The sequence below is a fragment of the Paenibacillus sp. sgz302114 genome (genome assembly GCF_056120345.1).
In genome coordinates, this window is the sequence record NZ_JBVYOI010000022.1 from 22,421 (window position 1) to 35,602 (window position 13,182).

The 13,182-nt window shown below is 51.9% G+C and carries 13 protein-coding genes; 3 read left to right on the forward strand and 10 right to left on the reverse strand.

Features of this window, described 5'->3' with window-relative positions; genetic code table 11:
• Positions 1 to 103 precede the first annotated feature (103 nt).
• A complete protein-coding gene (locus tag AC0LWF_RS26970) occupies positions 104 to 418 on the reverse strand; it encodes an L-rhamnose mutarotase (protein ID WP_474654570.1) in 315 nt (104 codons plus the stop codon).
• Positions 419 to 561: 143 nt separating this feature from the next.
• Complete coding sequence (locus AC0LWF_RS26975; protein ID WP_474654571.1) at positions 562 to 2,073, reverse strand: L-arabinose isomerase family protein; 1,512 nt, start codon at positions 2,071 to 2,073, stop codon at positions 562 to 564.
• Positions 2,074 to 2,237: 164 nt separating this feature from the next.
• Here AC0LWF_RS26975 and AC0LWF_RS26980 point away from each other — a divergent pair, with 164 nt between their 5' ends.
• The gene (locus AC0LWF_RS26980; RefSeq protein WP_474654572.1) at positions 2,238 to 3,113 is read left to right on the forward strand and encodes a helix-turn-helix domain-containing protein; all 876 of its coding nucleotides are present in this window, start codon (positions 2,238 to 2,240) and stop codon (positions 3,111 to 3,113) included.
• Between the two features lie 77 nt (positions 3,114 to 3,190).
• Here the strand turns inward: AC0LWF_RS26980 and AC0LWF_RS26985 are convergent, their stop codons facing one another.
• The 8 genes from AC0LWF_RS26985 to AC0LWF_RS27020 form a co-directional block, all read right to left on the reverse strand.
• Positions 3,191 to 3,859 carry a response regulator gene (locus tag AC0LWF_RS26985; RefSeq protein ID WP_474654592.1) on the reverse strand — a complete coding sequence of 223 codons (669 nt, stop codon included), beginning with the start codon at positions 3,857 to 3,859 and terminating at the stop codon, positions 3,191 to 3,193.
• A 28-nt stretch (positions 3,860 to 3,887) separates the two neighbouring features.
• Complete coding sequence (locus tag AC0LWF_RS26990; RefSeq protein ID WP_474654573.1) at positions 3,888 to 5,018, reverse strand: sensor histidine kinase; 1,131 nt, start codon at positions 5,016 to 5,018, stop codon at positions 3,888 to 3,890.
• A gap of 108 nt (positions 5,019 to 5,126) precedes the next feature.
• Complete coding sequence (locus tag AC0LWF_RS26995) at positions 5,127 to 5,840, reverse strand: PspA/IM30 family protein (protein WP_474654574.1); 714 nt, start codon at positions 5,838 to 5,840, stop codon at positions 5,127 to 5,129.
• 1 nt (position 5,841) lies between these two features.
• Entirely contained in the window at positions 5,842 to 6,327 is a 486-nt protein-coding gene (locus AC0LWF_RS27000; RefSeq protein ID WP_474654575.1) for a PspC domain-containing protein, read from the reverse strand.
• Positions 6,327 to 7,016 (reverse strand): PspA/IM30 family protein, encoded by a 690-nt coding sequence (locus AC0LWF_RS27005; RefSeq protein WP_474654576.1) that lies wholly within the window; start codon positions 7,014 to 7,016, stop codon positions 6,327 to 6,329. Before AC0LWF_RS27005 ends, AC0LWF_RS27000 begins: the two co-directional genes overlap by 1 nt.
• 55 nt (positions 7,017 to 7,071) lie before the next feature.
• Positions 7,072 to 7,365 (reverse strand): LiaF transmembrane domain-containing protein, encoded by a 294-nt coding sequence (locus tag AC0LWF_RS27010; protein ID WP_474654577.1) that lies wholly within the window; start codon positions 7,363 to 7,365, stop codon positions 7,072 to 7,074.
• 353 nt (positions 7,366 to 7,718) lie between these two features.
• Positions 7,719 to 9,341 (reverse strand): response regulator, encoded by a 1,623-nt coding sequence (locus AC0LWF_RS27015; RefSeq protein WP_474654578.1) that lies wholly within the window; start codon positions 9,339 to 9,341, stop codon positions 7,719 to 7,721.
• Positions 9,338 to 11,209 carry a cache domain-containing sensor histidine kinase gene (locus AC0LWF_RS27020; RefSeq protein WP_474654579.1) on the reverse strand — a complete coding sequence of 624 codons (1,872 nt, stop codon included), beginning with the start codon at positions 11,207 to 11,209 and terminating at the stop codon, positions 9,338 to 9,340. The genes AC0LWF_RS27015 and AC0LWF_RS27020 overlap by 4 nt, the downstream gene beginning before the upstream one ends.
• Positions 11,210 to 11,416: 207 nt before the next feature.
• On the opposite strand from AC0LWF_RS27020, the gene AC0LWF_RS27025 reads away from it, so the two are divergent.
• Positions 11,417 to 12,298 carry a carbohydrate ABC transporter permease gene (locus tag AC0LWF_RS27025; protein WP_474654580.1) on the forward strand — a complete coding sequence of 294 codons (882 nt, stop codon included), beginning with the start codon at positions 11,417 to 11,419 and terminating at the stop codon, positions 12,296 to 12,298.
• Positions 12,298 to 13,137 carry a carbohydrate ABC transporter permease gene (locus tag AC0LWF_RS27030; protein ID WP_474654581.1) on the forward strand — a complete coding sequence of 280 codons (840 nt, stop codon included), beginning with the start codon at positions 12,298 to 12,300 and terminating at the stop codon, positions 13,135 to 13,137. Before AC0LWF_RS27025 ends, AC0LWF_RS27030 begins: the two co-directional genes overlap by 1 nt.
• Positions 13,138 to 13,182 lie beyond the last annotated feature (45 nt).

The window sequence follows — 13,182 nt, forward strand, 5'->3', positions numbered from 1 at the left end:
ATCAGGAGCAGCCTAATATAAATTAAATCCCACAGGGACACTCTTTCACCGTTTCCGCCGCTTTCCCCCTTGCCTTTGCCTTGCCCTTGCCCTCTCCCCAACCCTACTCCCCGGAATAATAAAACACCTCCGGGATCACCTTCACCGTCCCGCCCTCATGATGCTTCACAAGCAAATCCGCCATAAACTGCTGCCACCGCACATTCGCCGGATGCCCATCCAGCGCCGCCATTGCCTCAGCGAAGTTTTCCACTTCCATGTAGGCGAACAGTCTGCCGCCATCCATAAAGATGCTGTACGTCTTGATGCCAACCTCGCCGAACGCCTTCAGCAGCTCAGGGTCCGCCTGTTTATGTCGCTCGATATAGGCATCTCGGTTACTCTCATCAATCTGCAGAACAAAGGAAACACGTTCCATAAACGCAACCCTCCCGCCAAAACTAGTTTTTCGCAATGCTTCAACTGTCCCCACCAGTTGCACCCGCTTCTGCCGTACTGTCCCCACCTGACGCACCCGCATCTTCAATTCCTCTGCCACTTCAACTTTCTCCAGTTGCCCAACTAATTTCTACAAAGCGTCACATTCCGTATTTGCAGCAGCTCCGCCACCTTCTTGAACTGCCCCGACTGGTTGCCGACGGCAATCGCACAGTGATGCGTAGGCGCTTCAGCGAACCAATTCTCCATATACTCATCAGGGTGCAGCGCGAATTTCACATGTGTCTGCGTATTGCCGATTGTCATAATTTCTCCGTCCGTCGCTTCACCTTCGCTGATGATCATGCCCATCTTGCCATCGCCCGTTTGCGTTATGCCTAGCGTCGTTATCCGCCCCCGCTTCACCTTCGCTTCAACGGATACGCCGGTTCCCCTCTTGCCGTGATAGAGCCCCATCCCCCGCAGGATCGGCTTTCCTTCCGCAATCGCAATATGGAACGGACCGTCATGACCGAGCAGAATCGTCTCATCTATATAGTCCACCACGACAATTTCCGAGAAGCTTCCTCCCGTGCCGAGGATATCGCATATTTTCATCCCGATCGCCGTCTTCAGATCACCTTCGCCCGAGCAAGGGATGCCCCGCGCTGTGAGCAGCGAATGCCCGACGATAAAGCCGGATTGCAGCTTCTCGTAGTTGTTCCCGTTCTGCCCGTGGTAGTAATAAGTCAGAGCATCGAGATCATACGCCCGCACGAGCTTTTCCTGTGCAGCAGCAACTCTCGCAGACCAGTCAAGCTGCTCCACGGTCGGCTTGCGAGCAATCGGATCGGACGGGGAATCTCCGCTAATCTCGAACATCTCGTACACTTCCCCGAGCTTTGCCGCGACCTCCGCATCAGTAACCTCCTGCAGGAAACGATCCAGATCGCACATCTCCAGCACCTCAATATGGAGCCCCAGCTGCGCCTGCACCATCGCAAAATCACTATACATATCGAGCATCCCGCTATACGTATTGCCAAGAAAGCCGAACCGCGCATGGCGCATCGTCCGCACGACGCCGGCCGCTTTGATCCACTCCTTTATTTCACGCCAAGCCCTTAAAGCTTCCGGCCGTTCATGCGTCACTTCATCGGTAAGCGAGCCCACTGGCGTATAGTCCAGTCCAAGCAAGCCATTAATGACACGAAACCGAATGCCCGCCCGATTGAACGCATTGGAAATCTCCGGCACCGGACATGCGCAGCAATGTGCGAGCCATTCCCCCGTAGTAGACTGCGCATAGTTAATGCGAGCGGTCGGCTGCAGATTGAGCACAATGACTGGCTTCGAGCAAATTTGATGGATGGGCAGCACAGTTGAGCTGGTCGAGTACGTCGCGACATGACAGAAAATAAGATCAACATTTTTCTCATTGAAATACTCTCCAGCCTGGCGCCCCTTCCCTTCCGCATCGACGAGTCCGAAGTTATACACCTCGCCATGCTCCTCCATCTTCTTCTCCAAATGGTTGCCATATGCAATGAGCCTCTCCCGCAGACCGGGAAATTGCGGCCAATACGCTTCAAGACCGATGGAATATAAGCCGATACGGGGTTTTTTGGTTGGTTTTATCGGGGTAAGCAGGGACATGAGCAGCGCCTCCAGTGTACCAATAGTAGAATAACTAGCCCCATTGTATGCGCTCGCATATCAAGTTACATCGCCGTATGTTGCTTTGAAATAACAGAATATTGCTTTTGCAGGAGCCGGCTGTTCATAATGAATCTAACAAGTCTCGGGAGGAGGCAATTGCCATGCCGCAGCAATATACGGAGAAAGCATCGCACAGCTGGTCGAACAATTCGATCCGGATCATCACATCGCCAAGTGTCGCTGCCAGATCCTCGCTGATGTACGTGCAGGAGGCGGGCTATTTTTGGACGGACTCGGCTTATTTTACAGAACGGCAGCATCTTCCTTCTTATTTGGTGGTTTATACGGTGTCGGGGGAAGGCTTGCTGGATTATGGCGGGCATACGTATAAACTCGGGGCCGGCTCGCTCTTCTTCATCGATTGTATGGCTTATCAGCATTACCGGACGGCGCGCAGCGGGCATTGGGAGTTTGCGTGGGTTCACTTCTACGGCGGCGCAAGCAGCCATTATTACGATACCTATATCAAAAAAGGCGACCCTCTTCTGCAGCTGCAGCGAGAATCACCTGTACTCGGCCTTATTCGAAGCTTGATTGACGTGCATGAGCAGACGACGCCTCACACGGAATTGCTTGGCGCCAAGCTGTTAACCGAGCTCGTGACCGAGCTCATCGTATCCGCCCACATCGGCGACTCCGCGTCTACAGCGGTGCCTGCCTTCATCTCCACGACCATTCGCAAAATAGAGCGGAGCTACGCCGAACGACATCGGCTCGATGAATTGGCGAAAAGCGCAGCAGTGAGCAAATATCATTTCATTCGCGAGTTCAAGAAGCATGTCGGGATGTCGCCGAATGAATACATCATCTTTCTGCGAATTGTAAGGGCAAAGGAGCTGCTCAAATACACGAGCATACCGATCGCAGCAATCGCAGAAGAGGTCGGCATTGATCATGTCAGCCACTTCATCAACCTGTTCAAAGCCCGCGAGGGTTTTACTCCTTTTGCCTTCCGCAAGAAGTGGAACACCATTTAAGCGTTAGGCGCAGCCGGTCAGCTTTCGGCTTTTCGGCTTTTCTGCCATTAGCCGTCTAGCGCAGCCCAAGTGACTCCCTATTCCGCCAGCCCATGCTTATGCGCGTAGATAGCCGCTTGCGTTCGATCATCAACGCCGAGCTTAGCGAAAATATTCGTCACATGGAACTTGACGGTCTTAATGCCGATGAACAGCTCTTCCGCGATTTCCTGGTTCGATAAACCTTTACCTACGCATTTGAGCACATCCATCTCCCGCTCCGTCAGCTGCTCATGAAGCTTCTGCACCGTCTCTGCCTTCGGCTGACGGAATCGGTTCATCATCTTAGCCGCAACCTGCGACTCCAGCACCGACTGGCCCCGTGCCGCAGCCCGAATCGCATCTGCAATCTCTGTCGCGCGTGATGTCTTGAGCAGGTAGCTGAAAGCGCCCGCTTCGATAACCGGATACATTTTGCCATCGTCTAGGTAGCTCGTCAGTACGATGACCTTGCAATCCGGATACAATTCGAGCAGCTTGCGTGTCGTTTCCACTCCGTCCATACCTTCCATGACGAGGTCCATCAGCACAACATCCGGCCGGTATGCTTGCGCAAGCCGGATGCCTTCCATTCCGTTGCTCGCCTCACCGACAACCTCAATTCCGTCCTCGGTATTCAATACGGCTGCTAGTCCGATACGAACCATCTCGTGATCGTCAACTAGCAGCACTTTAATCGGCTGTTCCAAGCTGTCCATTTGCTCCATAGCTTCCACTTCGCCATTTCCCCTTCCATCAAGAGCCGCCCGCAGGCACCTTTATATCGATCAACACGCCGTTCCCCGGCGATGTTATGAGCTTCAGCGACCCGCCCAGCACGTTCACCCGTTCTTCCATGGTGAGAAGTCCATAAGAAGTTTGCTTCTTCTCTTCCAAATTAAATCCAAGACCATCATCCTGCAGCGTCAACCTCACCTGCGAGCCTGCATGCTGCAAGAAAATATTCAAATGCTCGGCCTTCGAATGCCGCAGCGAATTGGACAATGCTTCTTGTGCAATCCGGAACAGATGATCCTCCGCGTCCGTATCCAGCTTAATGGTCGGATCCGCCTCCAGCGTGATGACCATGGGCACCTTCTGCTTCAGCTCATCAACGAGGCTTCGCAGTGCCATCCCAAGATTTTTCCCTTCGAGATGAACCGGACGAAGGTGCAGCAGCAGTGCTCGCATCTCGGACTGGGCAACGGATGCCATCTCCTCGATCAGCTGGACTTGGCGCTTCGCCCGTTCCCAGTCCTTCTCCATCGTCCGGCTGACCGCCGTTGCTGTCATCGATATCGCGAACAGCTGCTGGCTGACTGCGTCATGCAGCTCGCGGGCAAGTCGCTGCCGCTCTTCAATGACCGCCGAGAACCGAACCTGCTCGGTCCACGCTGCATCTTCCTCTGTGAACGATTCCGGCGGAACCTTCGCTCCGCCATCTTCGGATAGCAGCGTTACCCGCTGCTGCCGCTTGCGGAGCTGCTGATCAGTAAGCCGCTGTACCGCTGCGCGCAGCTTCATTCCCTGCAAGTAGCTGTACACCGCAGCGAGTGCAAGTGACAGGGCGATGACGGAAAGCCCGATGAGCGCAGCCTTACTCTGCAAGGCGAACAGCTTCAAATAACCTGTTCCTTGCAGCAGCAGTACGCCGAGGCCGAGAATAACGAGCAGCCACAGCACCGTCTCCGCTGCATTTTTACGCTTCTCCGATTGGCTCGGCAGCGGCTCAGTACTTTTCAGATAATCCGGGAATCGGTGCCGGTCTGCCCCAGCTGGCGGCGAAGAATAGGCTCCCAATTGCGATCCCGCTCCAGCTTCCGAGCTGGCAGCGGCTCCGGTTACCGCTTTATCCGGCTTGTTCGGCGAAGACGACTCCGCTGACATGCTGTTCCCCCTTTAGTCTATGTAAACCTGCAAAACAAGCCTTAAGGCCGATGCGACAAACGCGCATCGACCAAGTATGGCTACATCTTTTGCAGATTCATTCTTGTTTTATTCGCCTGAAGACGTCTCGATCGTTGCTTGCGCCACAGGAGGATTCAGCTTGCTCTTGAGAAGCTGCAGCTGTTCTTCCACTTGCAGCTGCTTAGCTGTATCAATCGTGCCGACCGCTGGTTGTGCGCCAGGTGCGCCGTAAGGTACGCGCATGACGTCCGCTTCCGCTTCCATCTGCATGATTTTCTCTTCCATACGGCTGAAGCCGCGGGATGCGTGACCGCTCTCGATGGAGTGTACAGCGGATACTTGCGCCATTTGCTTCTTCGCCTTCGCCATTTGGGCACGTGCCACAAGCTCATTGCGTTTGTTGCGCAATTGATAGTACTCATCTTTCATGCCGTGCAGCTGGTTCATCAGCTCATCAGCTTGCGCTTTCGCGCTTTGGTGCATTTCGGTATACTCCGTAGTCTTCTGGTCGAAGAAGATTTTCTCTTCGAGCAGCTTGCGAGCAAGCTCTTCCTGACCGGCGCGAAGAGCTGTTTCTGCCTTCGCTTCACGGTCGCTAACGCCGCGTACTGCTTCCTCAAGACGCTGCTTCATGCGGCGCTCGCTAGCCATTTGCTTCGCAACAGTCAGCTCTGCCGTATGGATTTCACCCTCCATATCGCGCAAATATTGGTTCAGCATGACGACCGGATCTTCCATTTTGTCTAGCAGCTCATGCACCGATGCCTTCGTCATATCCTTCATTCGTTTAAAAATACTCATATTATAAATCTCCCTTCTCATGTTTCGCTAATTTAGCACGAAGCTCTTCAATTTCTTTGCGCAGCGCACGTTTCTCCAGATCATCCATCATCGCATCTATATTCGAAGCCGACGTTTGTGTCGGCGGCTGCCAGCCGGCAGCGCCAGGTCCCGGCGGGTTCGTGTAAGAACTGCCACTGCTGGCATTGCCGCTACCATAGCCGCCGCCGAAGCTTTGGCCGGAGTTGTGGCTGTGTCCGCCTCCGAAAGGGCCGTTATTCCAATTTCCATTGAAGCCGCTTGGACCATAACCCCCGTGGTGGTAAGGGTCCTTAGGAACGACTAAGCCTGCCAAGATATAGACTAGAATTAATGCTCCGCTAGTAAAGACGGTCACGACGATCAGAAGAATCCGCAGCAGCGTCGCATCAACATTCAGCATTTCGGCAAGACCGCCGCATAAGCCAAACAGTTTCTTATCGCGGCGCGACCGGTACAGTTTCTTCATTACGACTTCCATCCTTCCTGTTGTAATTTCCGTTTCAATTGCTCCATCTCACGTTCAATCGTGTTCTGAAGGGCAAATCCCGCTTCGCTGATCAGCTGCCCGCCCGCTTTACGCAGATCGCGCAAACTGCGCGCTTCCAGCTCCATATCGCTGATCCGGTCCTCCAGCCTGCGGAACATGCCGCCGGGCTGCTGGCCCGGTCCATTCGCATTGCCGCCTGTGAACCGCTCGTTCATCCGCTGCTGCAGACGAAGCGACTCCATGCGTGCGGAGAAGTATTCCCGCTTGTCATACACCGTCTGGTACTCGCTGCGCAATTCGCGCAGCTGCTGCTCGAGCTCGGTTGTTCCTTGCAGCGCTTGCTCGTAGAGCTCGCGATACTGCGTTGCACGCTCCTCGCTTGATGCTTTCTCCGTCAGAGCAATGCGTGCTACATGCTCCTCGCCTGCTTTTAAGGCAATGATCGCTTGATGCTCGCGTTTCTCTTTCAGTTGCTCCGCTTGCAGCCATTGTGCTTTCAGATGATTGCTATGTGTCAGGCATTGCTGGTACAGCCGTTCTGCCCCGATAATTTCTTCTCTTGTCGACCAGAGGAACTGGTCAATTAGCTTAACAGGATCTTCTGCTTTCTCCAAACGCTCATTGAGCGTTGCAACCGTCATATCCCGAACTCTGCGCATGATGCTCATCGGTTCGCCTCCTTTGTTCCCAATTAGATGTTAGTACTGGTGCAACGAATCAACGTTACACGCGTTTGTGGCGATTCTTGAATAAGGAGACGCCCCACACGATAACGACGATCGCGATAATAAGACCGATCAAGCTCGCCAGTTTGCCAAGCAGCAGAATCGCGCCGACGACGATCAAGATGCCGCCGATTACTTTGCTGTTGTTACGAAGGCCGATTGCGCCAAGTCCGATCAGGACGAATGGCATCAGGAACGAGATAATTCCGTTCAGGTGAATGCCTAGAAATTTCATAATCATGAGACCGCCAATTACGACCAAAATAGCGCCCAGTGCATTTCTTCCGTTCATTGTTTTAGTCACCGCCTTTCGTTATTTAATATGCATGTGTTCATTCCGTACGTTTTGTTTCTTTGTTTGTTGATTAACGCAATTGCTACTCTCGTTGTTTCCGTTCGTACCAATTCGTCTTGCTGACGCAATTGCTACTCTCGTTTTTCCGTTCGTACCAATTCGTCTTTATGTACTCATTCTAGGTCATTTCCCGTCTATTCAAAACGGACCGAGGGCGGTTTTTCATACTGGACCTCAGTCGGGGAACCCTCCGTACCTAAGACGTAAACACGGTCCGTTTCACGGCCATTACCGGTGAAAAAGGGGCTTCCAGACGTCCTAACCGCCTAGAAGCCCCTCCTATAACCAACTTACAGCAGCTGACCTTTCCGATATTCGTTCGGCGTCATCCCGGTAAGCTTCTTAAACACCTTGCTGAAGTACTTCTCGTCTTGATACCCGACCATCTGCGCGATTTGCACGACGCGCATATTCGGATTCTCAAGCAACCGCTGCGCCTTAGCGATACGAATGCGGCCGATATAATCCGACAGGTTCTCGCCGAGCTCCTGCTTGAACTTGCGCGAGATGTATTCCCGGCTGAGATAGAAATGGTTCGCGATGTCCTGCAGCGAGATCTCCCGTTGATAGTGGGTCTCGACGTATTTCTTTATCTCATAGATGACATTGCCTCTCTGCTGCTTCAGCTCGCGCAGCGACTGCTCGAAGTGGATTAGATCTTCCGCCAAAGCCTGCTCAAGCTGCTCGAACGAGAATCGACAGTCCGACTCGTACCGAAGCGCGAACACATCCTCATCGATTGCTGGACCCGGCGGCGCATCGCTAGCTTCTTCCAGCCACGACTTTGACCATTGCGAGCATAGCACGCTATATTCACTGCGCCACATCTCCAGCATATCCGGCGTTATACGTCCGGCGCCGGTCACCGCTTGGATCCAGTCGGCCACCGCTTCGCGAATACGCTGCGCCTGCCCGCTATGGAAAGCGATTCGAAACGCCTCGCCATGATCGGAGAGATGAACAATCTGCATTCTCCCCCGAGGGTCCAGCTCCGAGTACTGATGGATCGTCTGTCCCGCTTCCAGCAGATTACGATGGTGCAGCGCTGCGCTTGCCTCTTGGTAAGCAGCCTTTAAGCCCGAAGGAAACGGATGTATGCCGCCAAGGCCAAAATGAAAGGTTGTACGAAGCGTACGCGTAAATCCTTCCTGCATCCGGTTCAAGCTTTGTGCCGCTTCCTCCAGCTTGCTCCACATGATCACGACTATTTCTCTCCGCTGATTCCAATAGGAGAAGGCATATCCTTGGCGCGCTTCCTGAACAATTTCATTACTAATATTCATCATCGTGAAGTAGAACAAGTCTTCATCCGACGAGAATGATCGGAGACTCTCTGGATTGACGCCTTCGAACGACAAGACCGCCACTCTGACAAGGTCTGATCCGACAGACAGCCCGAATTCTTGCTGAAGCAGCTCCGCTTGTGCGAAGTAAGACTGCGGATCCTCGATCATTTGCGAGAATACCTTATCCCAATACACCGGCTTTAACTGATTGATCTCCATCACTCGATTTTGCGAAAGAGTCCTGTCTTGATTTTCGCGGCACCACGTTTCAATAGCTTGTCTGACAGCCTTGATTAACTGGTCCGGCTCAATCGGCTTCAATATATAGTCAAGCCCGCCATAGCGAAGTGTCTCGCGCGCGAGCTTAAAATCATCATAGCCGCTAATGACAATCGTCTTGCTCGTCAGCTCCTGTTCGTGGATCCAGCGCAGCAGGTCGACGCCATTCATGACTGGCATCATCATATCCGTGAAGATGAGCTCCGGCTTCTCGCGCTCGATCAGCTCCTTCGCGCTTTGGCCATCTGCTGCCTCGAGCAGAGCTGTAATGCCAAGCTCCGACCACGGCACCAGCAGCTTGATTGCATCACGCACATGCTTTTCATCATCTACAATTAAAGCCCTCATTGTTCGGTTTCCCCCTTCGCAAGCGGAATGAGTACAGTAACGGACAAGCCCGCGGGCAAACGCTTGTCCAGTTTAATTTGGGCATCCTGGCCATTATATAGCCTAAGCCTTGCGATAACGTTCATCAGTCCGATGCTGCCGGACTTATCAATAACAGAGCCCTCCGCTTCCTCGGTAAAGGTATGGATCACGTTCACGTCCTGTTCGCCCGTCAGCATTTCCGCCAGCCGCGCAAGCTCGTCGCTTTCGATCCCTTTACCATTATCCATAATTTCAAGCACCAGCATCTCATCTTGGATTGCGCTCGTAATTCTAATCTCGCCTGTTTGAACGCCGCCAGTGTATCCATGCTTGAAATAATTTTCAACGATAGGCTGGAGCAGCATTTTCGGAACAACAATGTTCATCGTCTCCGGCGAGAATGATGTTTCCACATGAAGCTGTTCGCCAAAACGTTCTTTCTGCAAGTCCAGGTAGGCTAGCACATGCTGGGCTTCACGCTCAAGCCGAACCTCCGTCTCATCGGTCGTCATGCTGTAACGCATCATTTTGGCCAACAGTGTAATGAGGCTGTAGGTTTTATGCGCATTTCCCTGTAGTGCCTGCGTACCGATCGACTGCATCGCATTGTACAGAAAATGGGGATTGATTTGCGCTTGCAGCGCTTTGAGCTGATTGGTCTTGTTCGCAAGCTCCAGCCGGTATTCCTGCAAAATGAGCTGATCGATCGTCTCCATCATACTTTGCATCTTTCTGGCCAGCAGACCGATTTCATCCGTATTGCGCACCTCGAGTGGAGCCGACAGATTGCCTGCCTGCACTCTGTTCATGTATCCAATCAATCGTTTAATCGGCTCGGTCAGCTGGAATGATATGAAGACTGTGCCGATCAGCGCGATGAGCAGGAAACCTCCAGCAATTAGGGTGTTGATGCGCGTTAACGCCGTAGCGGTGCTGTAAAGATCTGAATACGGAATTTGTTTAATGATTGTCGCCTTCATATAAGGCGTATCTAGATGGTCGTAAAAAATAATCCCGGAAAAAAGCTCGTCCTTCCATACAAAATGTCCTCTTCCGCTCGTTTGCGCCAGCTTCGCGGACCAATTCTGGTTAAGCTTCTTCCCATACTCCGCAGGCTCGGAAGAATATAAGTACCTGCCAGCCTCGTCCGTGATGGCGAGGCGCTCACGTCCATTCTGGTTATACAGCTGCTCGCAGATCCGATTGAAGCTGTCCATTTTCAGGTCGACGGACAACATGGCGATAACCGTCTTGGTCGGCGTCAAGTAGATGGGCCGGTGCAGCGTAATGACCGGTTCCTTCGTCGTCTTCGACTCCGGCAGCGAGAACTGCATTCCGTATTGCGTGTTCATATGAGTCGGTTCAATGAACGGATTCGCTTCCCCGGCCCGATCCAGCGGCACCTTATAGCTTGGATTATACTCACGGCGGAAGAAACCGTTTATCCAAAGATTGGACTGGCTCCCGCTCGGAATAAATAGGTGCAGTTGATAAATATCTTTGCTCGCTTGTGACAAACTAAACAGGTGCAGATAAACCAGATCATGGCTTGTAGCGACCAGATTGCTGCTCACTGGTTTTGAGATCGACTTCTCCAAGTAGGTGTACAAGGAGTCTGCCGCATTGATACCGCCGTATACGGACAATGACAGCTGGTTGATCGTGTTGAAATAGCTCACGATATTGTTCTTCCCGAGCTCCAGACGGCTGGAGTTCTCATTAATTGTCGCATCCGTGACAGAACGCTTCGTATAGAGATTGGATACGGCAATCGAAGCGCCGATCGGAATTATAGTCGCAGCGAGCAAGAAGAAGATGAGCTTCTTGCGAATGCTGTTTCGAATCATAGTGTTTTTCGCCTCCGTAAGCTGCTAGGGCGATGACTGCCCGAATTTTCGCCACCATCCAATAATTATTGTAACAGGCAGGTCAATATATTCCACCCTACTCTTCACGATCTTCGGTTTTCTGGCAGGAGGGGGTGCTATATACTGTTTCCTAGCGTAATAAAAGATCGCGCAAATTGAACATCTAGAGAGAGGAGCGACTTCATTATGAAAAACAAAAGGCTCAGCGAATGGATGCAGCAACTCGTATTTGTAGGACCTGGCTTGCTGTTCTTCCTGGCTATCGTGTTTATCCCGTTTCTGCTCGGTTTCTATTATTCCTTTACCGACTGGAACGGACTCGATATGAACAAAGCAAATTGGACGGGACTTCACAACTTGCATCTGATCGCATCAGATTCGAATTTCTGGCACTCCCTCGGCTTTACGCTCAAATTCACAGTGGTGACAGTCATCGGCGCTAACGTGCTTGCATTTTTGCTCGCAATGGTTTTGTCCAAGCCGCTAAAAACCCGCAACTTCCTGCGGACCGTGTTCTTCTTGCCGAACGTCATCGGAGGGATTCTGCTCGGCTTTATTTGGCAGTTTATTTTCACCAAAGGCTTCGCGACGATCGGTGAATTGACGAATCTTCCGTTCTTTAACCTTCCATGGCTCGGAACACCAACGACTGGCTTCTGGGGAATAGTAATCGTCTTTATTTGGCAAACTGCTGGTTATATGATGGTTATTTACATCGCGGCACTTGCTGGCTTGCCTAAAGATCTGACGGAAGCTGCCCGCATCGACGGCGCAAACTCCTTCCAGCTGCTTTACAGCGTAATTGTGCCGCTCATTATGCCGGCGATTACGATCTGCTTGTTCCTGACAACATCGAATGCGTTCAAGATGTTCGATCTCAACCTGTCCCTTACTAAAGGCGGTCCGGGTACATCAACACAATCACTCGCATTCAACGTGTATGCCGAAGCATTGAACAATAACCGCTACGGTCTTGGCACAATGAAAGCCATGCTGTTCTTCTTTGCAGTCTCGCTTATTACAGTAACGCAAGTTTGGTTTACGAAACGCCGGGAGGTGGAAGCATAATGGAGCGCAAAGCGAATTATACCTTCCCCATTCTGGTTATGGAGATTGCCGCGATCTTGCTCGGCCTGATCTTCCTATCACCGTTCTACTTCGTATTGTCGAACTCGGTGAAGACATTAGGGGAAATTTTACTTAACGCAGCGAAGTGGCCAGCGACTTATCACTGGGACAACTATAAGAAGGTGTGGGAGCAGCTTGATTTCCCTCATGTCTTCATGAATTCGCTGCTTATTACTGCATTTAGCGTTGCCGGTATCGTGTTCATCAGTGCTATGATGGCTTACCGTCTCGTTCGCAGACCGACCGTGTTTAACAAAATCCTGTTCACGGCGCTCGTTGCATCAATGATTATTCCGTTCCAGTCCGTCATGCTCCAGTTGGTTCGTATCACGTCCTTGCTTGAGCTGCGCGGCCATTTGTACGGTATTATCATTTGTTACTTCGGCTTCGGCCTTGCGTTATCCATGTTCTTGTTCCACGGCTTCATCAAGAGCGTTCCGCTTGAAGTCGAAGAAGCGGCAGTCGTTGACGGCTGCACACCTTACGGTGTGTTCTTCAAAATCGTCTTCCCGCTTCTAACACCGATTATGGTAACTGTCATCATTCTAAATACACTATGGATTTGGAATGACTATCTGCTGCCTGTACTCGTGATCGGCGGCAACAAAGATTTAACGACGATTCCGCTCGGCATTACGAAGTTCTTCGGTGCTTATACGAAGAAATGGGATCTTGCCTTACCTGGACTTGCCATCGGTATCGCACCAATTATCGTGTTCTTCCTCTTTTTACAAAAGTACATCGTCGAAGGTATTACTGCAGGCTCAGTGAAAGGGTAATCAATATGTTCCACCTTTTTGTTCAATGCAAACGGTGTAAGAAAC